Source organism: Candidatus Pelagibacter sp. Uisw_136 (assembly GCF_047720275.1).
Lineage (GTDB): Bacteria > Pseudomonadota > Alphaproteobacteria > Pelagibacterales > Pelagibacteraceae > Pelagibacter.
The window spans coordinates 1,266,930-1,288,556 of the sequence record NZ_CP159812.1 but is presented as its reverse complement, the minus strand read 5'-3'; the positions used below and the strand labels follow the sequence as shown (position 1 = coordinate 1,288,556).

Genomic DNA, 21,627 nt, shown 5'->3' with positions numbered 1-21,627 from the left:
TTTAGAATTTATTTTATACATAGTGGTCATTTAGTTTGTGGTTATTTATTAAAATTTTACACCAGCACCCTTTAAAAAAACAGCATCTGCATCTAAAGACCACCTAGGTCTTGCGGGACTATCTAATTCACTAAACAGTTTTAGTTTAAACTTTTCCAATCCAACCATAGCAATCATTGCAGCATTATCACCACATAAGTTAATAGGTGGAAAGATTGCTTCAAAACCTTCTTCTTTACAAAGACTAGTTAGAACTTCTCTAATTCTTTTATTTGCAGCAACACCACCCGCAACTACAAATTTATTTTTAACTGTTGTGTTCATTTTTTTAAATTCTTCAAAAGCAATTTTACTTTTCTTATGTAATATTTCTTCAATTGTTTTTTGAAAAGATGCTGCAAGATCATATTTTTCTTGATCAGTTTTTATTTGTTTCGATATTTTTAAAACTGCAGTCTTTAAACCTGCAAATGATAAGTTGCAGCCACCTTTATGAAAAATTGGTTTGGGTAGCTCATATTTATTTGGATCACCTTTTTTTGCATATACTTCAATTTGTGGCCCGCCAGGAAACTCTATACCCAATAACTTTGCTGTTTTATCAAATGCCTCACCCACAGCATCATCAATAGTTGTTCCTAATCTTTTATAATTTCCTAAACCTTGCACACTTAAAAATTGAGTATGACCTCCAGAAATTAAAAGTAATAAGTAAGGATAGTTTAACTCAGTATTTAGTTTTGGGCTTAATGCATGTCCTTCTAAATGATTAACAGCTATAAAAGGTTTATCGAGTGAACAAGCCATTGCTTTTCCAAAACTTAAGCCAACAGATAGACAGACTATAAGACCAGGTCCTGCAGTTGCAGCTATAGCATCTAGGTCCTCCATTTTTACTCCACTTTCATCAAGTGCTTTTTTTGTGATTAAATCTATTTTTTCCATATGAGATCTTGCAGCAAGTTCAGGCACAACTCCCCCAAACTCTTTATGAACATCTACCTGACTCGAAACAATACTTGATAAAATTGTTGGCATGCCTTGTTCATTTTCACTTATGATAGAGGCAGCTGTTTCATCACAGCTTGATTCAATTCCTAAAATTATTGGTTTTTTATTCATTAAATTAGTTTTTATTAATAATACATTCTCAATATAAGTATGAAGTATAAAGCAATTAAATGAAAAATAAAAAAATTATTATAGGCTCTAGAGGAAGCAAATTAGCACTAATCTATGCTGAAAAAGCTAAAGGAAAAATTCTTAAACATTCAAAAGATTTTGGAATTGAAGAAGTAATCATTAAAGAAATTGTAACCAAGGGTGATCAAGTTCAAGACAAAAGATTATCCGAAGTAGGTGGTAAGGGACTTTTCTCAAAAACTATAGAGGTTGAATTATTAGAAAAAAAAATAGATATAGCTGTTCATGCATTAAAAGATATGCCTTCTGAAGAAACTAAAGGACTTTTAACAGATTGTTTTTTAGAAAGAAATGATCCAAGAGAAATTTTAATAAGCAAAGATAATAAACACCTAAAAGATTTAGCTTCAAGTTCAATTATTGGAACATCCTCATTTAGAAGAGAATTTCAGATTAAAAAAATAAGAGATGATCTTAATTGTAAATTAATTAGAGGAAACGTTGATACAAGAATAAGAAAACTTAACGAAAATTTATATGATGCAATCATCTTATCTTATGCTGGAATTGATTCTTTAGGATTAAATCAAAATATCTCTCAAACTTTTTCTACTTCAGAAATTATACCGTGCGCAGGACAAGGAGTTATTGCTTTGCAATGTAGAGATAGTGATGAAGACTTAATTGAGCTATTAAAACAAGTTGACCATCAATCAACACATAGCGCAATAAAAGCTGAAAGAAATATTTTAAAAGTTTTAGAGGGAGACTGCGAAACAGCAGTAGGAGCATTTGCAAGCATTGAGGGTGATAAAATTAATGTTGAAGTAGAGCTTTTTTCGTTAGATGGCAGTAAAAGATTTCATTTAAAATCATCTGAAAATATAGATAAAGCAGAAGAATTGGGAATAGAGATGGGAAAAACTCTTAAAAAGATATCTAATAATTCTTACAAGAAATAATATGCATATTTTATTCACACGACCCTTAGAAGATTGTCATGAAATGATATTAAAATTTCAATCATTGGGTCATGAAATATCTCATTTACCTTTAATTAATATTGAAGGTTTAAAATATGAAGCTCCCAAATATTCGGAGTTTAAAGGAATTATTTTTACCAGTACTAATGCTATTAAATTTTTGGATATAAAGAACATTGATAAAAGATTAAAATGCTTTTGTGTTGGAGATGCCACTGAAAAAAAAGCTAGAGGTGTTGGTTTCCAAAATGTTTTTGCAGCTGAGGGAAATGTTAATAATCTTAAGGAATTAATCTTACAAAATTTCAAATCTTCTGAAGGAAAGTTAATTTATATAAGTGGAGAAATAATCTCTAGCAATTTAGATAAGGAACTTATTTCGAGTGGGTACACAATAGAACGATTAATTAATTATAGAGCCAACGCGATCAAAAAATACGATGAAGGTTTTATCGAAAAACTGAAATTGAAAACGCCTGAAATCACTTATATTTATTCACAAAATAGTGCGATTAATTTTTTAAAAGTGATTAAAAATTATCAGCTAGAAACCTTGTGGATGAATACTAATTTGATGTGCATTGGAGAAAAAACCTCTTCAATTCTTAATGAAATTAAATGGAAAAAAATTTTTCTTTTTAACCCTGGAGAAGAGGAATTTTTGCTATATAAAATTTAATTATGGACATATTTAGTAATTTTAGTGACCTGTTTATTTCTGTTTGGTCTAAAGGAATTCGTGGAGTTGATATTTTTCAAATACTAATTGGTATTGGAATATTTTTTATTTTTTTAATTTTTAGAGGAATAATAAGTAAAGTTATTATTAAAAGATTAGAAGCAATTTCAAAAAGAACTACTAATAAACTAGATGACACCTTCGTCCATGCAATGGAAGGGCCAGCTAGATTTTTACCAATTGTTCTAGGTTTCTTTATTGCAAGTTATTATATGTCTTTTGCAGATGATGGCAGAGCTATAGTTGATACAATTAATCGAACATTAATTACAATTTTAATATTCTGGGTTATCCATCAAATTATTGAACCAATTTCTTATATTTTAAGTGGGTTAGATAAAATGTTAACCCGTGAGTTAGTGGGATGGATTATAAAATCCTTAAAGATTTTAATTTTTATTCTAGGGTTAGCAGCTGTTCTTGAACTTTGGGGAATTAAAATTGGACCAATTATTGCTGGACTTGGTTTATTTGGTGTTGCTGTTGCTTTAGGTGCACAAGATTTATTTAAAAATTTGATTTCAGGAATTTTAGTTTTAGTAGAAAAAAGATTTAAAATTGGAGACTGGATATTAGTAGAAGGTATCATTGAAGGTATTGTTGAGAAAATTGGTTTTAGATCAACAGTTTTAAGAAAGTTTGATAAATCTTTAGCAATTATTCCTAATTTTCAGTTTGCTGAAAACGCAGTTATCAATATTAGTGAGACAACTAACTGGAGAATAGATTGGGCAATAACACTTCAATACGACACTACTGTTGATCAGCTAAAAAAAATAAGAGATGAAATTGAAGATCATATAAAGAAAAGTGATGATTTTGATAAAGCAGTAGGAATTGCAGTAAGAATCGAAAAATTTTCAGACAGCTCTATTGATATGAGAGTTAGATGTTTTACTACTTCTAATAGTTTTGCTACATGGTTGGAAGTTAAAGAAAAACTCGCAATTGAAATAAAACAAATTGTAGAAGGAAATAGTGCAGCTTTTGCTTTCCCGAGTCAGTCAATTTATATTGAAAAGAAATGATAGCCATTTTTTACTTAGCTCTTCAAATATTAAAGCTTTATTCTTATGTGGTAATTGCAAATGTAGTAATTAGCTGGCTTGTTTCCTTTAACATTATAAATACTCAAAACAGGTTTGTTTATTCAATATTAGAAATGACTTACCGATTAACTGAGCCAATGCTTAATAGAATAAGACGATTTCTCCCTAACTTAGGATCATTAGATATTGCACCAGTAGTACTACTGTTGTTGATTTGGTTTATAGAAATGTGTATGAAACTCTACATTGCACCAATGATTTTTTAGGGAAATTTATGATCTTAATAGATGGAAAAAAAATAGCAGCTGAGCTTAGAGAAGAGCTAAGGCTAGAAGTTGTAGAATTAAAGGCTAAGCATAATAAAATTCCAGGACTTACAGTAATATTAATTGGAGATATGGCTCCTAGCCAAATTTATGTTCGTATGAAAGAAAAAGCTGCGAATGAAGTGGGGTTAAAATCTGAAGTAATTAGATACCCAGGGACTGTGGAAGAAAAAACAGTATTAGATAAAATTGAAGAACTTAATAAAGATGAAAGTATTTCGGGAATTTTAGTTCAATTGCCTTTACCAAAACATATTGATAAGCAAAAAGTTATTGAAACTATTTTGCCAGGTAAAGATGTTGATGGGTTTCACCCAATGAATGTTGGTAATCTTTCATCAGGATATGAAAGCTCAGTACCTTGTACTCCCTTAGGATGTTATTTAATGATTAAAAAAATTGAACCAAATCTAAGTGGAAAAAAAGCTGTTATGATTGGCAGATCAAACTTAAATGGTAAACCAATGGCACAATTACTTTTAAAAGAAAATTGTACGGTAACGATAACTCATTCAAAAACCAAGGATTTAAAGGCAGAATGTTTGGAGGCAGATATTATTGTTGCAGCAGTTGGTATTCCTGAACTTGTAAAAGCAGACTGGGTTAAAAAAGATGCAATCGTAATTGATGTTGGGATTAATAAAACTGAAAACGGTATAGTTGGAGATGTAGCATTTGAAGAAGTTTCAAAAGTTGCAAAAGCTTTAACACCTGTTCCAGGTGGGGTAGGGCCAATGACTATTGCCTGCTTGCTAAAAAATACTATTGAGTGTTTTAAAAGATCTCAAAAATAAAAGATCTCAAAAATAAAAATTATCAATATAAATGGTAAGATTTTTAATTTTCTTATTCTCAATTATTATTTATAACTCTTCAATAATTGCTATGAAAAAAAAACCTTATCATCATTTACCAGATGGAACTTTTAGAAATCCAGAAGGATCGCCAGTTAGAACTAGTCAAGCCAAGTTCTCATACACACAATTCATTGAATTGAAAAAGAAAATAGACATGACTGTTCCAAAAGAACATGTTGTAGCTAAGGAGAAAGTTTTATCTGATTTAGAAAAGTATAAAAATGAAGATTATATTGCTTGGATTGGTCATGCTACTTACTTAATCAAACTTGGAGATACAACAATTATAACTGACCCTGTATTTTCAAAAAATGCAGGACCTTTAATTTTTGGCCCAGATAGATTCACAGAGCCTGCCCTAAATTTAGATGAAATTCCAAAGACCGATTTATTATTATTAACACATAATCATTATGATCATCAAGATATGGGAACTATTAGAAAGTATCCGTTTAAAGATACAAAAGTTTTAACTCCTCTAAATCTTGGAAAATACTTTACAAAAAATAAATTTAAAGATGTAAATGAAATGGATTGGTACGAAGAAATTAAAGTTAATGAGGATCTAAAAGTAACATTACTCCCAGCTGTCCATTGGTCTAAAAGAAGCTTAACAGATATGAATAAAACACTTTGGGGTAATTTCTTAATTGAATATAAGGGTAAAAAAATCTTATTTGCTTGCGATACTGGCTATGGAAATATTTATAAAGAATTAGGTGAAAAATATGGTCCAATTGATTTAACAATGATTAATATTGGAGCATATGACTTTAAGCCTATGTTTGATAAATCAATTTATCACACAACACCAGAAGAAGCTTTAAATGTAGCTAAAGATTTAAGAAGTAAAAAGGTTATGGGAACACACTGGGGAACCTTTGTTTTATCTCTAGAGCCCATTATGGAGCCACCTGTACGATTTAAAGCTAGTGCAGAAAAATATGGTTTTAAAAAAGATGATGCGATTATCTTTAAAATTGGAGAGATAAATTCATTAAAAAATATATTATCAAATTAAGATTATTTTTTTTCCATTAACCATAAAGCATTTTCACTTAAGAAAAATATTTTACCATTAGAAGGATGAACTTGAATATCTCTTATTCTTCCAACATTATTTTTAAATACAAGATCTTCTTTAACATTAGTTAGATCATTAAATATTAATTTTCTTAAAGATTTATCATTTAAAGAAGTAACTAGCGCATGCCCATTCCATTCTTTAAACTCATTTCCTTTGTAAATTGTAATAGCACTAGTAGCTATTGAAGGTACCCAATATTGAATTGCTTTAGTAAAACCTGGTTTCCATTTAGGACCTATCTTTGTTCCTGAGTAATTTTTTCCTCCCCAGCCTAAAATTTTCCATCCATAATTTTCTCCTTTTTTAGCCTCTCCAAACCAATCGCCACCTCTTGCTCCGTGATTACTTAAGTATATTTTTCCATCATAATCGGAGAGTGTTAAACCTTGTGGATTACGAACACCTATTTGATAAATTTCGGGTAACCAGTTTTTCTTACCTTCAAATTTTGGATTATCTTTTGGAATACTGCCGTCAGTATGAATTCTAATAATACTACCAGGATGCTTCGTGGGATCTTGAGCAATCATACCTTCGCCTCTTTCACCAGCTGATGCATAAAGATAGTCACCCTTAATCACCAATCTTGAACCAAAATGATAACCTGAATCTATAGGAGGATTTGCTTGAAAAATATTTTTAAAATCTAATTCTTGGTTATTTAATTGTGCTTTTGCAATTGATGTACTTGTTTTTGAATCTCCCCTATCTTCCGAATAAGAAATCCACAGAGTATTATCTTGGTAAATAATATCTAATAAGCCACCTTGGCCGACTTCTAAAAAATTAACATTATGTTTAATCTCTATAACTTCTTTTGAAACAACATTAACAATTTTAATTTTTCCACTTTTTTCAGTAATAATGATTTCATTATCATTAATAAATGAAGACCCCCAAGGTTCATTTATTTCTATTATTTTAGTGAATTTATAATTTTCAGAATAACTATTTGATGAAGAAAAAATTAATAAAAAAACTAAATAAAATAAGGCTTTCATAGTAAATTTTTATAATTCAAGATTGTTCGATTTAAAAGAATATTGTACTTTATTATCTTATTATTCAAATATGAAAAAATTATTAATTATTTTTTTATTAATTCCAACTTTAGCCATTTCTGGAACTTTTATAAATGAAGATCGTGAATTTGTTTTAAAAACAAGTTCTAAAAGTGGATTTAAGTTTCATAAGAATTCTATGGGGCATAACGATTATAACTTTCAATACATCAAAGATAAAACAAAAGCACGTGCTGGAAAATATTATCAACGATTTGAAGTAAGAGATGGTGATTGTTTTGGAAATGATGGTTGGAATGATTGTAAAACTAATCGAGAAAGAGTTGAGTTTTCAGGAAAGCCATCACAACGTCCTAAAAATATAAAATGTTATGGATATAGCTTGATGCTATCTAAAGATTTTATTGATGTTTACCCCACAAATACAGATTTGGGTCAAGTGCACCAAAAAGGTGGCCCATCTGGAACTGCTGGTGGTCTTCCTTCTTATCCACCTTTAATTCAAATTGGGGCACGCCAAGGATATTTGTTTTTTAATTGGCATGAACTTAGTGGTTCAGCAAAAAATGTTATTGATGAGTCAAGATATCATAGATTAAAACCCTTAAAAGATATGAAAGAAGTTTGGACGGATATCTCTTTTTGTTTAGATTTTAAAAATAAAAGAATGGATGCATGGGTAGATGGCATCAAGAAAGTGGAAATCTTAAAATCTCCAATTTTTTTTAAACCAAAAGAAATATATTTTAAACATGGTATATATCGTAGCTTTATTAGTAGATACAAACAACGTAACGACGGCAAAATGCCAACTCAAATTGTTTTCTATGATGAAGTTAGAAGAGGAAATTCAATTGAAAAAGTGGATGTCAATATAAATCCAAAGCTTAAACCTGTTGATTAAGATAATTTAGATCTTCCACCATCAACGGCAATTACTTGCCCAGTAATCCAAGAACTATCTTCAGTAATCAAAAATTTTGCAAGTGCTGCGGAATCTTTTCCTTCACCCAATCTTTTAAGAGGATGTGCTTTAGCAATACCCTCCGCAATCGCAGGATTTTTTAACATTGGTTCTGCGATTTTAGATTTTGATAAACTGGGTGCAATACAATTTACCCTAATATGTGGAGCAAACTCAGCAGCCAGTGTAACAGTTAACCCCTCAACTGCAGCTTTAGCAGAAGCAATAATTGTGTGATTAGTAAAACCTCTTTGAGCGGCAACAGTTGAAAATAAAACTACTGAGCCTTTGTTCTTTTTTAAACTTTCCTGAAACCCTTTTATAGCTTCAATTGCTGAATAAAGGTTTAGTTTCATACATTTATTCATATCTGCTTCAGTAACCATTCTTAATGGTTTTAAATCAATAGATCCTACACAGTAAGCGACCCCTTTGATTTCATTAATATCTGATTTTACTTTTTCTATAAACCCATCTTCTAAAACATCGGCAACCGTATATGAGCAACCCAATTTTTCTGCGATTGCTTTAACTTCACTTTCATTTCTTGCAACTAGATGAATATCATTGCCTGAATTTTTTAATTGTTCAGCTAAGCTAGAGCCTACAGAACCTGTCGCACCAAAAATAAGATATTTTTCTGACATATAATTTTTATTTAGTTATATTTAACTATGAAATTGTTTTTTATACTTGGCAATCAATTATTTCCATTAAAATACGTAGACCGCTTCAAAAAGGACCACTCTTTTTACATGGCAGAAGACTATGGACTATGTACTTATGAAAAGCATCATAAGCAAAAGATAGTGCTATTTCTATCTTCTATGAGGTCATATGCAGATATGCTTAAGGTGAATAAATACAAAGTTGAATATTCTAAAATTGAGGACAAGGATTTTAAAGACACTTATTTCAAGAAATTAAAAATTATCATTGATAAAAAAAAAATTACTGAAATTTCAAGCTTTGAGGTTGAAGATAAATTTTTTGAAAAGAAAATTTTGCAATTTTTAAAAAAAGAAAAAATTAACTGGAATATTGTTCAAACTCCAATGTTTTTAAACTCAAGAGATGAGTTTAAAAGTTATTTAGCAAAAACAAAAAAACCTTTTATGGCAACATTTTATAAAGAGGTTCGTAAAAAGTCTGGAATATTAATGGGAGCAGATGGAAACCCTATTGGAGGTAAATGGAGTTTTGATGAAGATAATAGAAATAAATTACCAAAAGATATATCAATACCAAAATTTCCAAAAATTAACGAAACTAATCATACTAAAAAATTAAAACCAATTATTGAAAAATTATTTAAAGATCATCCTGGAAGTACAAATGATTTTTGGTTAGCAACAGAATACAATGATGTGGTAAAACTTTTAGATTTCTTTATTAAAGAAAAATCTAATTTATTTGGTGACTATGAAGATGCTGTTAATCAAAAAGATAATATTTTATTTCATAGCGCGTTAAGTCCGTATATTAATTTAGGATTGATAACTCCTGAAATTATTATTCAAAAAATTTTAGAATTTCATAAAAAACACAAAATTAGAATGAACTCGCTCGAAGGTTATATTCGTCAGATAATAGGCTGGAGAGAATTTATGCGTGGAATTTATCAAGGTTACTCTCATGAAATGGAAACTAAAAATTTTTTCAAACATGAAAGAAAAATGAAAAACTCTTGGTATGAGGGCACAACGGGTTTACCCCCATTAGATCATGCAATTAAAAATGCTGTTAATCATGGGTGGTCTCATCATATAGAAAGGTTAATGATTTTATCCAATATCATGAACCTTTGTGAGGTGAAACCAACTTATGTTTATAAATGGTTTATGGAGATGTTTGTGGACTCATCTGACTGGGTGATGGTTCCCAATGTTTATGGAATGGGCTTATTTAGTGATGGAGGTATTTTTGCAACGAAACCATACATTTGTGGATCAAGTTATTTTATGAAAATGATGGATTTTAAAAAAGGGGAATGGTGCAATACGATGGATGGCCTGTACTGGAGATTTATAGATAAAAATAGAAAGTTTTTTTTAAAGAACCCCAGACTATCAATGATGGTTTATGTTTTTGATAAAATGAAAGATGAAAGAAAGAAAATGATTTTATCTGAAGCTGACAAGTTTATAAAATTAAATACAAATTAAATTATATGCATATTTCAATTACAGGATTAAAAACAAAAAATTTTTTATCTGAAATAAAGTTTTGGATACTCACAATACCAGCCTTTAGAGCAGCTCAAAAAGCAGAAGGTAATTTATTTTGTGAAACAAAAAGAGTAAATGGCTATCAACACACAATAACAGCATGGAAAGATAGAAATATGATGATTCAATATTTAACAAGTAAGGTACATGCAAAAGCAATGAAAAATTTTAGATCAATTGCAACTGGATCAACCTATGGATATGAAGGTGATCAAATACCATCTTGGAAAGAAGCTATAGGACTTTGGCAAAAAAATTATAAAGAATATTAAATTGAAGAAAAATAATTTACCATCAAAAATATGCCCTGTTTGCAAAAGACCTTTTGTATGGCGAAAGAAATGGAAGTTAAATTGGGATAAAGTAAAGTACTGTTCTAAGAAGTGTTCTAAGTGATTTACTTATCATTATTTACTATATCTTTTTTAGCTGCAACCATTTTACCATTTTCATCTGAGCTTACATTGGCAGGATTAATTGCAACATCAAATTACGATAATTTATTATTGTTAATTGTTGCAAGTTTTGGGAATGTTTTGGGATCAGTTATTAACTGGGTCTTAGGATTTTATTCAAGAAATCTTACTACAAAAAAGTGGTTTCCATTTAAAGACAAACAAATAGAAAACTCTTCAAAATGGTTTAGTAAATTTGGTAAATGGTCATTATTATTTGCCTGGGTTCCAATTATTGGAGATCCTCTTACACTAGTGGCAGGTTTATTAAGAGTTCGATTTTTAGATTTTATTATTTTAGTGGCAATTGGAAAAGTAAGTAGGTACCTTGTTGTCTTCTATTTAATTGGTTAAGCAATGAATATAATAGTTTTACAGCATATAAAAATCGAAGATCCTGGCTATATAAAAGACTTAATGTTAGCTGATGGCTTTAACTTAATCACGATTGAGTTGGATGAAGGTGAAAAAATTCCAAGTGATTTAAATAAATTTGATGGAATGTTTTGTATGGGTGGTCCAATGGATACTTTTATGGAGCAAGAATACCCATGGTTAATTGAAGAAAAAAAAGCAATTAAAGAATTTGTTATTGATTTAAAGAAGCCTTACCTGGGCTTTTGTTTAGGCTGTCAGTTATTAGGAGAAGTTGTAGGTGGCAAGGTAGTAAAATCTAATCCAGCAGAAATTGGAATAATGGATATAAATTTTACTAAAGAAAAAAATGAAGATATTTTATTTTCAAAATTTCCAGAGCAAATTAAAAGTTTACAGTGGCATTCTTATGAGGTCCAAGGAATAGATAACAATAAAGATGTTACTTTATTAGCTTCATCACCTGTAACTAAATATCAAATTTTTAAATATCAAAATCATGCTTATGGAATTCAGTTTCATATTGAGATTAAAGATACAACAGTTAATGAGTGGGGCTGTGTGCCTGAGTATAAAAAAGCTCTTGAGGATCAATTAGGTGAGGGTGCATTAGAAAAATTTGATCAAGCTGCAAAAAATAATATGACTGATATGAATAACTATTCAAAAACACTCTACGAAAATTTCAAAAAAATTCTAATTTAAATTGTAATATCATTTTAAAAAGATACACAAACAAGATGTCAGAGATTTTTATTCAAACTTTTTTTCTATATTTTATCGTTATAGATCCGTTGGGGAACACCCCATTGTTTTTAAGTATTACTCAAAATATGGATACAAACAAAAAGATAAGAATAGCATTAAGTGCAACAATAATAGCTTCAATCATATTGCTGTTTTTTGCATTACTTGGAAGTTCATTACTAAGTTATTTAAATATTTCTTATCCAGCATTCACAATTGGTGGAGGAATAATTTTATTAATTATTGCAATAGAAATGTTGTTTGACAGGCGTCAACAAAGAAAAGAAGAAGATATAGATCTTAATTCAGATAACGTTAGTGTTTTTCCTTTAGCAACACCTATTATTGCAGGGCCAGCCGCTATCACTTCAGTAATAGTTTCTGTCTCAGATATTGGAACTAATTTTACCAATCAGAGTGCAGGAATGATTGCACTAGTATCTGTTTTATTTTTAACTTTTATAATTTTTTTTATAGCTTCAAAATTTTCTAAAATAATAAATAAAAAAATAATTGGAGTTATTTCAAGAGTGGTAGCTATTATTCTTGTTGGATTAAGTGTTCAATATATTTTAGATGGTATCAAAACCTTTTTAGCTTAATTAAAATTAGCAATAATTTTTGGAATATAATTTTTAAAATTAAAAAACCCCTTATTGCAATATTGCCAAGAAAACCGATCTAACTTTCTATATAAAAATTTAATATTTTTTAATTGATTATTTTGAATAAAATCTAAGTTTTCACCAACAGTTGGATAAACTGCATAAACATCTTCAGTAATATTTTTTAAATTATTAATGTTAACAGTTTCACAATTAATTGATTTTTCTTCTAATCTTATTTTTTGATCTTCTAAAAGATTAGCTTTAAATTTCGACACTTTTTCACCTAATTTGATAGTTCTATTTGTATCATTTGAGACTAACAAAATTTTTTTAAATTTATGTTCTTTAAAATCAGAAAATTCAAATGTCATATTATTTTCAAATATCAATAAAGTTTTATCTTCAGAAATCTCAGAATTTTCAAAGCTCTTATTGGTAACAGAATATATTTTATCACTGGATATAGGCTTGGCATTTTCATTAAGTTTTATGTTTTTAAATCTATTGTTTGTAAATTTATTAATATTCCATTCACTCGCGAGGTAATGTTTGCCTTTAGTTTGAACTCCAGCCACCCATCTCCAACCAAGAGTGTTTGATGCAGCATCACCATCGTAAAGATGTTGCATAAAAAATTCAGCCCCCAATTGCCATGGTAATTCTAGAGTAAATATCCAAATACTCGCAAACCACATTCTTGTGTGGTTATGAAGATAGTTATTTTCTTTAAGTTCAATTACCCATTGATTAAAACAATCTACATTTGTCTTTCCTTCAATTGCATCTAAATAACTTTGATTGTTTTTAAATTCATCTTTAACTTTACCTAATTCTACTAAGTAATCTGACCAAACATTGGGTCTTAATTCTAGCCAACCTTTCCAATAAACTCGCCACATTACTTCCTGAATAAATTTTTCATTTTTTACAAATGAAAACTTTTTAAGGGATTTATCAATTACCTCTAATTCATTAATTATTCCGTGAGTTATATAGGGAGATAAACAAGAAATATTAGATCTATTATCAGGTCCAAAATCAAAATTTCTTAGTTTTGAATAATCTGTAAGATTTTGTTCTATAAAATTATCTAATTGATCAACGGCTTTAGCCCTTGAAGCTCCAAATATCATATTAAACTATTTAGATTTTCTTTTCTTTAGACCTAATTTATCACTGTGTCTTAATCTAAGAATAACTATTGCAGATGCAATTAGAACTATGGCTATAGCTTCATAAACTAATGCTGATGGATCCATTTCTTTTCCTTGCAATATAATAAATCGAGCCAGGGCAGTTATCGCAATTAGAAGAGGCAAAGTTATGCTAATTGATTGCTGGTCCCAAAAAACTCGAACCATTGCTAAAACTTCCAAATAAAGAAACATTAAAAGTAAATCTGCCAATGTTACAGATTGATTTAGAAACATATTTTTAATTTCCATACCAACAGCAATTACAGTGCTTACTAAAATAATGCACATTAATGCAAGCTGTAAATTTTTTGCTATTTTTTCCATTACTTATCTTTACTAAATGGTAGCCATTTTTCAAACACTGATTTTGATGGACCATCATAAGGAATTGAATAAGAACTAGGGTTGGGACTTGTTAAAATCTCTATTCCCTTAGAGAATACAAAAATAAATACAATGACAAAAACAATAACCATAATTTTAAATGGATCAAAATTTTTAGTTTTAAATACACTGCTAGAGAGTGCTTCTGCTTTATGAAAATGTTTAAAAGTCATATAGACTGCAAAAATAAGTCCAATGTGTGCTATGTAAAGACCAGCCCAACCAAAGGCAAAAGTTGTATAAGAAAAAATATATAAACTAAAAACAGTTGTCCAAACAAAGCTTAGAACTAATAAAATTTGTAATCTCACAGATCTTGGCAAAGATCTTAGGTCGTTTTTACTATCATCAAATAAAATATTTGCTGCATCTATCATCCAATTTTTTAGTGCTTCCATATAACCAGAATAGATATTTATACGTTAAAGGCAAAGGATAAAGTGTCCTTTAATTTTTAGCTTAAATTGGACTTTATTGCACTTTCTAAATTTGTAGAGCTTTGGGCGCCTGAAATAAAATCTGTTCCTATTTCAAAGAAAGGCACTCCATTAACTTCTTTTTCTCTTGCAACTGAAATGTATGAATTAACTTCTTCAATATTTTTTAAATTAAAAAAATCATTAATTACATCTGCATTAATATTAAATTCTTTTCCAATATTAATTAAGATTTCTTTATCTCCAATATCAAGACCTTTAATAAAATATGATTGATATATCTTTTCTTTAATTTCGTTGTGTACATTAGATTGCTCAGCTAATTTTATTAATAAGTGAGAAAATACTGTATTGGGTGTTTTCTTTATCTTATCTAAATTAAAATTAAGATCTTCCTTTTTAGCTTCATTAGTCATTTGATCGTACATTGGTTGAGCAAACTCTTTTCCGCCAAACTTTATTTCTAAGTATTTGTTTCTTTCAATTCCTTCTTTTGGCATGTCAGGATTTAATTGAAATGGGATGTGCTCTATCTCAAACTTAGTTTCAGGAAAATTTTTTAATGCATTATTTAATCTTGCTTGACCAATAAAACACCACCCACAAATTGTGTCAGCAAATATCTTTATTTTCATTAACTTATGAACGAAGCTTTTGTTTATGAAAGTTAATAAATTGTTCTACGTTTGATTTATTAAAAGTTTTATTTTCTTCGAAAGAAACTTTTTTCATGGAGTAGGCATTACTTTTTGTCTGTCTAGACATTATGGTGATATTACCTTTGTATAATTTTAACTTAACAGATCCATTTACTTTATTCCTTTTAAGGTCGACAATTTTTTGAAGTTTAAATCTTGCTTTTGAGTACCAATAACCATTGTAAATAAGTTCAGCATACTTAGGCATAATCTCATCTTTTTTATGCATAGTTTCTTTATCTAAAGTAACAGATTCAATTGCTCTATGAGCAGACATTAATAGTGTTCCACCAGGTGTTTCATAAACACCTCTAGACTTAATCCCAATAAATCTATTCTCAACTAGATCAACTCTACCTATTCCATTTTTACCAGCAACATCGTTAAGTTTTTCTAATAAATTTCCAGGTGATAATTTTTTACCATTAACCGTTATTGGGTCTCCATTTTTAAATCCTATAGTTACAAATGAAGCTTTGTTGGGAGCTTTTTCAGGAGATACCGTTCTTTGAAAAAGAAATTCAGGGGCTGAATTTTTTGGGTTTTCTAAAACCTTACCTTCAGTTGATGTGTGGTATAAATTATCATCAATAGAGAAAGGAGGAGCACCTTTTTTATCTGTTGGAATTGGAATATTATTCTTTTTTGCATATTTAATTAAATCTGTTCTAGAGTTTAATTTCCATATTCTCCAGGGTGCAATAATTTTAACTTTTGGACCGAAGTAATGATAGCCTAATTCAAATCTTACTTGATCATTTCCTTTGCCAGTTGAACCATGTGAAACAGCATAGGCTCCAAATTTTTTAGCAGCAGCAATTTGTCGTTTTGCAATTAAGGGTCTTGCAATTGAAGTACCTAATAAATAAACCCCCTCATAAATTGCATGTCCTCTGAGCATTGGAAAAACATAATCTTTTACAAAAATATCTTTTAGATTTTCAATAATAATATTTTTAACGCCTAGTCTTTTGGCATTTCTTATAATTTTTTTTCTATCAATTTCTTGACCAACATCAGCAGTATAGCAAATAACTTCTGCGTCATAATTTTCTTGAAGCCATTTTAAAATAATAGAAGTATCTAGTCCGCCTGAATATGCGAGAACAATTTTTTTTTTAGGTTTCATTTAATTAACTGCAGCTAGTTTTTGCAGCATTATAAGCTTTAGTAAAACCTAACAATGAATAGTGATCTATAGTTTGAGAACCTTTTTGATTATAACCAGTGATCATTATTCTTGATCCTCTCTTCATGGTCTTAATCATTTTATTTTCAATTTTAGTATTAGCAATCCAAGCAAATCCTTCTTGGGCAATATCAAATTTGTATTTAGACTTACCAGACTTAGCTGTGATAGAATTTTTGTTATTAAATTCATAGCCACCAGTAATGCTTATTTCATTACTTATTTTTTCACTTGGTCTAAAAGAAACAAACATCCTTGCTTCTCTCAAGTTAGATTTTGGAGCTTGTAATACTGGAGCTGATTGAGCAAAACAAACCTTACCAGCTTGTTCAACTATAACCATTACTTCCCAATCTTTAAATTTACCAACTTTTTTTACTTCTTGTGAGTTTGCACTAACAGAAAACAAGCTTACAAGAATTAAGATTATAAAATTTCTAATTATGGACATGGGTTAGGGTAAATTGTTTGTACTTCATTTATTTCTTTAATTGCTTCATCAGTTAAATCTATATTTACACTTTCCACGTTGGTTTTCAACTGCTCCATAGTAGTTGCTCCAATAATAACACTTGTCATAAAAGACTGTATTTCACAAAATTTTAAAGACATTTGAGTTAAATCAAGGTTATGTTTTTTAGCTATTTCAAAGTATGCATCTACTGCTTTATTAGTGTTGGGTTTTTCATACCGAGTCCAAAAACTACCATCACGTTCAATTCTTGAATTTTTTGGCATTTGATTGTTTCTATATTTTCCAGATAAATAGCCACTTGCTAAAGGAGAGTAGGCTAATAAACCAATTTTGTCTCTTACAGAAACTTCAGCAAGGCCAACTTCATAAGTCCTATTTAATAGATTATAAGGATTTTGAATTGACATCATTCTTGGAAGCCCTTTTTCTTTTGATAACTTTAGATACTTAGAGACACCCCAAGGTGTTTCATTGGATAAACCTACTTCTCTAATTTTACCAGCATCAACAAATTTTTGTAAGTTACCCAAGACATCTTCAAATTGATTCCACTCACTACTGTCATCATGTTCATAACCTAATTTTCCAAAAAAATTAGTATTTCTCTCTGGCCAATGAAGTTGATAGAGATCGATGTAATCTGTTTGAAGTCTTTTTAGACTATCATTTACAGCTTGAGTTATTTTCTCTATTCCATAATTATTTCCACCACCTCTTAAATAAGCCCTCATAGGTCCAGCAACTTTAGTTGCTAAAATAACCTTGTCTCTTTTGTTTGATTTTTTAAACCAATTACCAATTATAATTTCAGTGTGACCATAAGTTTCTTCTTTTGGCGGAACAGCATAAAGCTCTGCAGTATCCCAAAAGTTCACACCTTGATCCAAGGCATAATCCATCTGTTCAAAACCCTCATTTTCAGAGTTTTGTTCACCCCAAGTCATTGTGCCGAGACAAATAGTGCTTACTTTTAAATCAGTATTTCCTAGTTTTTTATAATTCATAATTATTAAGCCTTATTAAGACATCTTGAAATAATAGTAAAAGGCTATTATATATAAGTCATGATATTCAATAAACAAAATTTGCTAAACAAAGTAAAAGAAGCCCAACAATCAACAGTAGTAATGGATGAGGGCTTAAGAGCCTACATGTTAAAAGTCTACAACTATATGGCTTCAGGTATTTTGTTAACAGGACTTATATCTTTAATATTTTTCAAACTATCTGTAGTAACAGATGCTAACGGATCAATTACATCATTAACAAGCTTAGGAAACACAATATTTCTTTCAGGTTTTAAATGGGTAGTAATGCTTGCTCCACTTGGAATAGTTTTTTATATGAGTGCTAGGATTAATAAAATGTCAGCATCAGCTGCTCAAACAACTTTTTGGGTTTTTGCTTCTTTAATGGGGCTATCACTATCTTCAATATTCTTAGTTTATACTGGAGCGAGTATCACTAGAGTGTTCTTTATTACTTCTATTACTTTTGGTGCAATGAGTATTTATGGTTACACAACTAAAAGAGATCTTACAAAATTAGGATCATTTTTAATGATGGGCTTAATTGGTATTATTGTTGCATCAGTTGTTAACATGTTCTTAAAATCTTCAATGATGGATTTTGTAATCTCAATTCTTGGTGTTTTAATTTTTGTAGGCCTGACTGCTTATGATACTCAAAAAATTAAAAACATGTATGTATCAAGTGATACAGGCGAGTTGATGAGTAAAAAAGCTTTAATGGGTGCTTTAACTCTTTACCTAGACTTTATAAATTTATTTATAATGTTGTTAAGATTATTTGGACAAAGACGGTAGCCTTTTTATTTCTTAAGGTTTTTCCAATTAGTATTTTTAAGTAAAATCTCTAGATCAAAAGAATTTTTTAAAACTTTACTATTAGAATCGGTAATTAAATATTTTAGGTTTTTATTGCTGGGTTTAAAGTTTTTACAAATTTTATATAAAGCATTCTCTGCTGCATTTTTAAAAACACTAAAGCTAACCTGTCTGTTAGAAATATTTAAACCATAGTCCTTCCAAGATCCCTCAGAGACCTTTTTTGCATAAAGGTCTAAAATAATTTTAAGTTCATTTTTTTCAAAAAATTGTCTTTCTTCTATTTGTTTGTGAGGGTTATTTACGACTAGCTTTAAATTTCTATTCATCAAGTTTGTGTTTATTAATTAATGATATCTGAAAGCCTGTAAAAACAAGGGTTATTGGCAGCATTCCCCAAACCTTAAAGTTAACCCAAAATTCTTCTGTTTGTGTTCTCCAGACGCATTCATTAAGGATTGCAAGGCAGAAGAAAAAATACATCCATCTTTTGTTTAGTAATTCCCAACCCATGTCAGTTAGGGCAATTGATTTACCCATAATCTTTTTAAGAACAGGCTCATTTGTAAAATATTTTCCAAAATATAAAGCAAGGGCAAATAAAATATTAATAATTGTTGGTTTTACATAAAGAAAAACTGGATCATTAAAATAAATTGTTAGACCACCAAAAAATGTAATTAAGACACCACTTATTAAAGGCATCATAGGTATTTTTTTTTCAAAAAACCAAACAACTATTAGTGCAATTAATGTTGCAACTATAAGTGGAGGAATTGCAACTGCCAGGTTCTTATCATTGTTATAATAATAATAAAAAAATATAGCTAAAGGCCCAAAGTCTGTGGCAAATTTAAGAAAAGATTTATTCACTTGACAGATATTAACATATTAAAAAAAATATAAATGTTTTTTATTGATTTTTATTTTTAAACCCCCATATTAATAGCTATGGCAATTCAAAAAGCAAAATTTTCAATAGGCGACATTGTAAAACATAAACACTTTGAGTTCAGAGGTGTAATTTATGATGTGGATTTCGAATTTAATAATTCTGAAGAATGGTATCAATCCATTCCAAAGAATGTTCGTCCTAGAAAAGACCAGCCCTTTTATCATCTGTTAGCTGAAAATGATGAAATTACTTATGAGGCATACGTTTCAGAGCAAAATCTATTAATGGATGATTCTGAAGATCCAATTAAACACCCTTTAATTGAAGAAATTTTCTCTGGTAAAAGAGGCTCTAGCTACTTTAAGCCCTCTAATTAATTCTTTTTTTAAACACAATTAATTCAAATCTTCGACATATATAGTTGTTAAATATAATTATGTTCTGATCAAGAGTGTTAAATAACGTTTTTATCATTATTGACTCCCTCTGCATTCTTGATCAGGATGAATTTCCATAATAAAAATTAAATTACCTTTTTTTAATATATATAATTTAAAAATGTTTAAATATTTTGAGCCTAATAAAATTTTTGCAGTGACCTCTAAAGCCCCAAAGTATGTTTTGTTTTTATTTATTATTGTCTTAACAATTGGTTTAACCGAGGCGCTCATACTCTCACCTGAAGATTATAAACAAAGTGATGCAGTAAGAATTATGTATGTTCATGTACCGGCTGCTTGGATATCACTTGGAATATTTTCAAGTTTAGCTTTGTTGTCTGTTGGAAGTTTTGTTTTTAAAAATAAAAATTTTGCACTAATTGCTAAAAGTTTAGCACCTTCAGGATTTATTTTTAATATTATTGCATTAGTTACAGGTTCAATTTGGGGAAAACCAACCTGGGGTACCTGGTGGGCTTGGGATGCAAGAATAACCTCTATGCTAATTTTAGCATTATTTTATGGAATGTATTTATTGGCTTGGAGAATTTATGAGGACAAAGAACAGGTAATAAAGGTCACTTCTTTGATTGCAATTTTAGGAGTGGTAAATGTTCCCATCATTAAATTTTCTGTAGATTGGTGGAACACGTTACACCAACCAGCTTCAATTAATATTTTATCAACCAACACAGCAATTCATCCATCAATGTTAGTCCCATTGAGTATTATGACTGCGGCATTTGCCCTTTTTTCATTACTCATTTTTTTGATGAAATATAATACCGAACTGATAAAAGTTAAAAATAAAGGATTAGATAGATTATGATAAATGAAATAATTTCAATGAATGGATATGGAGCTTACGTATGGTCTGCTTTTTCGTTCACATTGATCAGTTTTACAGCCTTGTACTTTGTAACTAAATTACAGCTTTCAAAAGAGCAAAAAAGATTTGTTTCTAAATTTGGTTCTCTAAATGTTAAGAAAGCTAAAGCTGCGAGATCACAGAATATTAATAGAGAAATATTATCTAATACATCAAATATTTAACTAATAAACCATGTATGGTAAAAAAGTTAAATTACGACTTGTATTCTTAGCATTAATCTTAGCCTCAGTAATTTTAACAGTTTTTTTAGTTTTACAATCATTAAAAGAAAACGTTGTATATTTTCAGTCTCCGTCAGAAATAAAGTCTTTAATAGAGTTACATAAAAAGAAAATAAGAGTGGGTGGGATGGTTAAAGAACAGTCTGTTTTTATAAATTCTGATGAAGTTAATTTTATTATTACTGACTTTAAAAATGAAATTAATGTTGTTTATTCAGGTGCAGTTCCCAATTTATTTGCAGAAGGAAAAGGAGTGGTTGCTGAAGGTTTTTTAAAAGATAAGAATTACTTTACTGCTACTAAAATTTTGGCAAAACATGATGAAAATTATATGCCCCCAGAAGTTAAAGAAGCCATAGGAGATAAATAA

Annotated in this window: 30 protein-coding genes; 18 read left to right on the top strand and 12 right to left on the bottom strand. The window is 29.5% G+C overall.

Annotation, left to right across the window (positions count from 1 at the left end; genetic code table 11):
* Positions 1-48: 48 nt before the first annotated feature.
* Positions 49-1,122 carry a tRNA (adenosine(37)-N6)-threonylcarbamoyltransferase complex transferase subunit TsaD gene (tsaD, locus tag ABXT53_RS06920; protein WP_415290475.1) on the bottom strand — a complete coding sequence of 358 codons (1,074 nt, stop codon included), beginning with the start codon at positions 1,120-1,122 and terminating at the stop codon, positions 49-51.
* Between the two features lie 59 nt (positions 1,123-1,181).
* Between tsaD and hemC the strand changes: the two genes are divergently transcribed.
* The 6 genes from hemC to ABXT53_RS06890 are packed head-to-tail and all read left to right on the top strand — an operon-like array spanning position 1,182 to position 6,118.
* The gene (gene hemC, locus ABXT53_RS06915; protein ID WP_415290474.1) at positions 1,182-2,105 is read left to right on the top strand and encodes a hydroxymethylbilane synthase; all 924 of its coding nucleotides are present in this window, start codon (positions 1,182-1,184) and stop codon (positions 2,103-2,105) included.
* 1 nt (position 2,106) lies between these two features.
* Positions 2,107-2,805, top strand: coding sequence for a uroporphyrinogen-III synthase (locus ABXT53_RS06910; RefSeq protein ID WP_415290473.1), 699 nt, complete (start codon positions 2,107-2,109; stop codon positions 2,803-2,805).
* A gap of 2 nt (positions 2,806-2,807) precedes the next feature.
* Positions 2,808-3,893, top strand: a complete 1,086-nt coding sequence (locus tag ABXT53_RS06905) for a mechanosensitive ion channel family protein (RefSeq protein ID WP_415290472.1) — start codon at positions 2,808-2,810, stop codon at positions 3,891-3,893.
* Positions 3,890-4,180: a YggT family protein gene (locus ABXT53_RS06900; RefSeq protein WP_415278218.1), complete on the top strand. Its 291-nt coding sequence runs from the start codon at positions 3,890-3,892 to the stop codon at positions 4,178-4,180. The genes ABXT53_RS06905 and ABXT53_RS06900 overlap by 4 nt, the downstream gene beginning before the upstream one ends.
* 8 nt (positions 4,181-4,188) lie before the next feature.
* On the top strand, positions 4,189-5,034 hold the full coding sequence (locus tag ABXT53_RS06895; RefSeq protein WP_415290471.1) for a bifunctional 5,10-methylenetetrahydrofolate dehydrogenase/5,10-methenyltetrahydrofolate cyclohydrolase: 846 nt from the start codon (positions 4,189-4,191) through the stop codon (positions 5,032-5,034).
* A 31-nt stretch (positions 5,035-5,065) separates the two neighbouring features.
* Entirely contained in the window at positions 5,066-6,118 is a 1,053-nt protein-coding gene (locus ABXT53_RS06890) for an MBL fold metallo-hydrolase (RefSeq protein WP_415290470.1), read from the top strand.
* A 2-nt stretch (positions 6,119-6,120) separates the two neighbouring features.
* Here the strand turns inward: ABXT53_RS06890 and ABXT53_RS06885 are convergent, their stop codons facing one another.
* Positions 6,121-7,185, bottom strand: coding sequence for a PQQ-dependent sugar dehydrogenase (locus ABXT53_RS06885; RefSeq protein ID WP_415290469.1), 1,065 nt, complete (start codon positions 7,183-7,185; stop codon positions 6,121-6,123).
* Positions 7,186-7,255: 70 nt separating this feature from the next.
* On the opposite strand from ABXT53_RS06885, the gene ABXT53_RS06880 reads away from it, so the two are divergent.
* The gene (locus ABXT53_RS06880; protein ID WP_415278214.1) at positions 7,256-8,110 is read left to right on the top strand and encodes a heparin lyase I family protein; all 855 of its coding nucleotides are present in this window, start codon (positions 7,256-7,258) and stop codon (positions 8,108-8,110) included.
* Here ABXT53_RS06880 and ABXT53_RS06875 read toward each other — a convergent pair.
* Positions 8,107-8,817: an SDR family NAD(P)-dependent oxidoreductase gene (locus ABXT53_RS06875; RefSeq protein ID WP_415290468.1), complete on the bottom strand. Its 711-nt coding sequence runs from the start codon at positions 8,815-8,817 to the stop codon at positions 8,107-8,109. The genes ABXT53_RS06880 and ABXT53_RS06875 overlap by 4 nt on opposite strands.
* Positions 8,818-8,844: 27 nt before the next feature.
* Between ABXT53_RS06875 and ABXT53_RS06870 the strand changes: the two genes are divergently transcribed.
* From ABXT53_RS06870 to ABXT53_RS06845, 6 genes are read left to right on the top strand one after another with little or no spacing between them, the layout of a single operon-like run.
* Positions 8,845-10,335 carry a cryptochrome/photolyase family protein gene (locus ABXT53_RS06870; RefSeq protein ID WP_415290467.1) on the top strand — a complete coding sequence of 497 codons (1,491 nt, stop codon included), beginning with the start codon at positions 8,845-8,847 and terminating at the stop codon, positions 10,333-10,335.
* A gap of 5 nt (positions 10,336-10,340) precedes the next feature.
* Positions 10,341-10,670 carry a hypothetical protein gene (locus ABXT53_RS06865; RefSeq protein ID WP_415290465.1) on the top strand — a complete coding sequence of 110 codons (330 nt, stop codon included), beginning with the start codon at positions 10,341-10,343 and terminating at the stop codon, positions 10,668-10,670.
* A 1-nt stretch (position 10,671) separates the two neighbouring features.
* On the top strand, positions 10,672-10,794 hold the full coding sequence (locus tag ABXT53_RS06860; RefSeq protein ID WP_271515548.1) for a DUF2256 domain-containing protein: 123 nt from the start codon (positions 10,672-10,674) through the stop codon (positions 10,792-10,794).
* Positions 10,791-11,207: a YqaA family protein gene (locus ABXT53_RS06855; protein WP_415290463.1), complete on the top strand. Its 417-nt coding sequence runs from the start codon at positions 10,791-10,793 to the stop codon at positions 11,205-11,207. The genes ABXT53_RS06860 and ABXT53_RS06855 overlap by 4 nt, the downstream gene beginning before the upstream one ends.
* A 3-nt stretch (positions 11,208-11,210) precedes the next feature.
* The gene (locus ABXT53_RS06850; RefSeq protein ID WP_415290461.1) at positions 11,211-11,933 is read left to right on the top strand and encodes a type 1 glutamine amidotransferase; all 723 of its coding nucleotides are present in this window, start codon (positions 11,211-11,213) and stop codon (positions 11,931-11,933) included.
* Between the two features lie 35 nt (positions 11,934-11,968).
* Positions 11,969-12,577, top strand: coding sequence for a MarC family protein (locus ABXT53_RS06845; protein ID WP_415290459.1), 609 nt, complete (start codon positions 11,969-11,971; stop codon positions 12,575-12,577).
* Here ABXT53_RS06845 and ABXT53_RS06840 read toward each other — a convergent pair.
* Genes ABXT53_RS06840 through ABXT53_RS06810 form a run of 7 tightly spaced genes read right to left on the bottom strand, consistent with a single transcriptional unit; the run spans position 12,574 to position 17,966 of the window.
* Positions 12,574-13,716 (bottom strand): FAD-binding domain-containing protein, encoded by a 1,143-nt coding sequence (locus ABXT53_RS06840; protein ID WP_415290458.1) that lies wholly within the window; start codon positions 13,714-13,716, stop codon positions 12,574-12,576. The genes ABXT53_RS06845 and ABXT53_RS06840 overlap by 4 nt on opposite strands.
* Positions 13,717-13,722: 6 nt before the next feature.
* Positions 13,723-14,103, bottom strand: a complete 381-nt coding sequence (locus ABXT53_RS06835; RefSeq protein ID WP_415278203.1) for a phosphate-starvation-inducible PsiE family protein — start codon at positions 14,101-14,103, stop codon at positions 13,723-13,725.
* The gene (locus ABXT53_RS06830) at positions 14,103-14,561 is read right to left on the bottom strand and encodes a hypothetical protein (RefSeq protein ID WP_415290456.1); all 459 of its coding nucleotides are present in this window, start codon (positions 14,559-14,561) and stop codon (positions 14,103-14,105) included. The genes ABXT53_RS06835 and ABXT53_RS06830 overlap by 1 nt, the downstream gene beginning before the upstream one ends.
* A gap of 56 nt (positions 14,562-14,617) precedes the next feature.
* On the bottom strand, positions 14,618-15,235 hold the full coding sequence (locus ABXT53_RS06825; protein ID WP_415290454.1) for a DsbA family oxidoreductase: 618 nt from the start codon (positions 15,233-15,235) through the stop codon (positions 14,618-14,620).
* A gap of 4 nt (positions 15,236-15,239) precedes the next feature.
* Positions 15,240-16,427: an argininosuccinate synthase gene (locus ABXT53_RS06820; RefSeq protein ID WP_415290453.1), complete on the bottom strand. Its 1,188-nt coding sequence runs from the start codon at positions 16,425-16,427 to the stop codon at positions 15,240-15,242.
* Positions 16,428-16,431: 4 nt separating this feature from the next.
* A complete protein-coding gene (locus ABXT53_RS06815) occupies positions 16,432-16,938 on the bottom strand; it encodes an invasion associated locus B family protein (protein WP_415290452.1) in 507 nt (168 codons plus the stop codon).
* Positions 16,929-17,966, bottom strand: coding sequence for an aldo/keto reductase (locus ABXT53_RS06810; protein WP_415290450.1), 1,038 nt, complete (start codon positions 17,964-17,966; stop codon positions 16,929-16,931). Before ABXT53_RS06810 ends, ABXT53_RS06815 begins: the two co-directional genes overlap by 10 nt.
* Positions 17,967-18,026: 60 nt before the next feature.
* On the opposite strand from ABXT53_RS06810, the gene ABXT53_RS06805 reads away from it, so the two are divergent.
* Positions 18,027-18,788, top strand: a complete 762-nt coding sequence (locus tag ABXT53_RS06805) for a Bax inhibitor-1/YccA family protein (protein ID WP_415290449.1) — start codon at positions 18,027-18,029, stop codon at positions 18,786-18,788.
* A 5-nt stretch (positions 18,789-18,793) separates the two neighbouring features.
* Here the strand turns inward: ABXT53_RS06805 and ABXT53_RS06800 are convergent, their stop codons facing one another.
* Positions 18,794-19,138 (bottom strand): DUF2794 domain-containing protein, encoded by a 345-nt coding sequence (locus ABXT53_RS06800; RefSeq protein WP_415290448.1) that lies wholly within the window; start codon positions 19,136-19,138, stop codon positions 18,794-18,796.
* The gene (locus tag ABXT53_RS06795) at positions 19,131-19,682 is read right to left on the bottom strand and encodes a septation protein A (RefSeq protein ID WP_415278195.1); all 552 of its coding nucleotides are present in this window, start codon (positions 19,680-19,682) and stop codon (positions 19,131-19,133) included. Before ABXT53_RS06795 ends, ABXT53_RS06800 begins: the two co-directional genes overlap by 8 nt.
* Before the next feature lie 78 nt (positions 19,683-19,760).
* On the opposite strand from ABXT53_RS06795, the gene hspQ reads away from it, so the two are divergent.
* The 4 genes from hspQ (at position 19,761) to ccmE (ending at position 21,627) form a co-directional block, all read left to right on the top strand.
* A complete protein-coding gene (gene hspQ / locus ABXT53_RS06790; RefSeq protein ID WP_006997624.1) occupies positions 19,761-20,081 on the top strand; it encodes a heat shock protein HspQ in 321 nt (106 codons plus the stop codon).
* 181 nt (positions 20,082-20,262) lie between these two features.
* Positions 20,263-20,973 carry a heme ABC transporter permease CcmC gene (ccmC, locus tag ABXT53_RS06785; protein ID WP_415290447.1) on the top strand — a complete coding sequence of 237 codons (711 nt, stop codon included), beginning with the start codon at positions 20,263-20,265 and terminating at the stop codon, positions 20,971-20,973.
* On the top strand, positions 20,970-21,197 hold the full coding sequence (locus ABXT53_RS06780) for a hypothetical protein (RefSeq protein WP_415290445.1): 228 nt from the start codon (positions 20,970-20,972) through the stop codon (positions 21,195-21,197). The genes ccmC and ABXT53_RS06780 overlap by 4 nt, the downstream gene beginning before the upstream one ends.
* Positions 21,198-21,207: 10 nt before the next feature.
* On the top strand, positions 21,208-21,627 hold the full coding sequence (gene ccmE, locus ABXT53_RS06775) for a cytochrome c maturation protein CcmE (protein WP_415290444.1): 420 nt from the start codon (positions 21,208-21,210) through the stop codon (positions 21,625-21,627).

Bases quoted from the DNA above. Each gene is read 5' to 3' on its own strand.
- tsaD (WP_415290475.1), bottom strand. From the start codon at position 1,122: ATGAATAAAAAACCAATAATTTTAGGAATTGAATCAAGCTGTGATGAA.
- hemC (WP_415290474.1), top strand. From the start codon at position 1,182: ATGAAAAATAAAAAAATTATTATAGGCTCTAGAGGAAGCAAATTAGCA.
- ABXT53_RS06910 (WP_415290473.1), top strand. From the start codon at position 2,107: ATGCATATTTTATTCACACGACCCTTAGAAGATTGTCATGAAATGATA.
- ABXT53_RS06905 (WP_415290472.1), top strand. From the start codon at position 2,808: ATGGACATATTTAGTAATTTTAGTGACCTGTTTATTTCTGTTTGGTCT.
- ABXT53_RS06900 (WP_415278218.1), top strand. From the start codon at position 3,890: ATGATAGCCATTTTTTACTTAGCTCTTCAAATATTAAAGCTTTATTCT.
- ABXT53_RS06895 (WP_415290471.1), top strand. From the start codon at position 4,189: ATGATCTTAATAGATGGAAAAAAAATAGCAGCTGAGCTTAGAGAAGAG.
- ABXT53_RS06890 (WP_415290470.1), top strand. From the start codon at position 5,066: ATGGTAAGATTTTTAATTTTCTTATTCTCAATTATTATTTATAACTCT.
- ABXT53_RS06885 (WP_415290469.1), bottom strand. From the start codon at position 7,185: ATGAAAGCCTTATTTTATTTAGTTTTTTTATTAATTTTTTCTTCATCA.
- ABXT53_RS06880 (WP_415278214.1), top strand. From the start codon at position 7,256: ATGAAAAAATTATTAATTATTTTTTTATTAATTCCAACTTTAGCCATT.
- ABXT53_RS06875 (WP_415290468.1), bottom strand. From the start codon at position 8,817: ATGTCAGAAAAATATCTTATTTTTGGTGCGACAGGTTCTGTAGGCTCT.
- ABXT53_RS06870 (WP_415290467.1), top strand. From the start codon at position 8,845: ATGAAATTGTTTTTTATACTTGGCAATCAATTATTTCCATTAAAATAC.
- ABXT53_RS06865 (WP_415290465.1), top strand. From the start codon at position 10,341: ATGCATATTTCAATTACAGGATTAAAAACAAAAAATTTTTTATCTGAA.
- ABXT53_RS06850 (WP_415290461.1), top strand. From the start codon at position 11,211: ATGAATATAATAGTTTTACAGCATATAAAAATCGAAGATCCTGGCTAT.
- ABXT53_RS06845 (WP_415290459.1), top strand. From the start codon at position 11,969: ATGTCAGAGATTTTTATTCAAACTTTTTTTCTATATTTTATCGTTATA.
- ABXT53_RS06840 (WP_415290458.1), bottom strand. From the start codon at position 13,716: ATGATATTTGGAGCTTCAAGGGCTAAAGCCGTTGATCAATTAGATAAT.
- ABXT53_RS06835 (WP_415278203.1), bottom strand. From the start codon at position 14,103: ATGGAAAAAATAGCAAAAAATTTACAGCTTGCATTAATGTGCATTATT.
- ABXT53_RS06830 (WP_415290456.1), bottom strand. From the start codon at position 14,561: ATGGAAGCACTAAAAAATTGGATGATAGATGCAGCAAATATTTTATTT.
- ABXT53_RS06825 (WP_415290454.1), bottom strand. From the start codon at position 15,235: ATGAAAATAAAGATATTTGCTGACACAATTTGTGGGTGGTGTTTTATT.
- ABXT53_RS06820 (WP_415290453.1), bottom strand. From the start codon at position 16,427: ATGAAACCTAAAAAAAAAATTGTTCTCGCATATTCAGGCGGACTAGAT.
- ABXT53_RS06815 (WP_415290452.1), bottom strand. From the start codon at position 16,938: ATGTCCATAATTAGAAATTTTATAATCTTAATTCTTGTAAGCTTGTTT.
- ABXT53_RS06810 (WP_415290450.1), bottom strand. From the start codon at position 17,966: ATGAATTATAAAAAACTAGGAAATACTGATTTAAAAGTAAGCACTATT.
- ABXT53_RS06805 (WP_415290449.1), top strand. From the start codon at position 18,027: ATGATATTCAATAAACAAAATTTGCTAAACAAAGTAAAAGAAGCCCAA.
- ABXT53_RS06800 (WP_415290448.1), bottom strand. From the start codon at position 19,138: ATGAATAGAAATTTAAAGCTAGTCGTAAATAACCCTCACAAACAAATA.
- hspQ (WP_006997624.1), top strand. From the start codon at position 19,761: ATGGCAATTCAAAAAGCAAAATTTTCAATAGGCGACATTGTAAAACAT.
- ccmC (WP_415290447.1), top strand. From the start codon at position 20,263: ATGTTTAAATATTTTGAGCCTAATAAAATTTTTGCAGTGACCTCTAAA.
- ABXT53_RS06780 (WP_415290445.1), top strand. From the start codon at position 20,970: ATGATAAATGAAATAATTTCAATGAATGGATATGGAGCTTACGTATGG.
- ccmE (WP_415290444.1), top strand. From the start codon at position 21,208: ATGTATGGTAAAAAAGTTAAATTACGACTTGTATTCTTAGCATTAATC.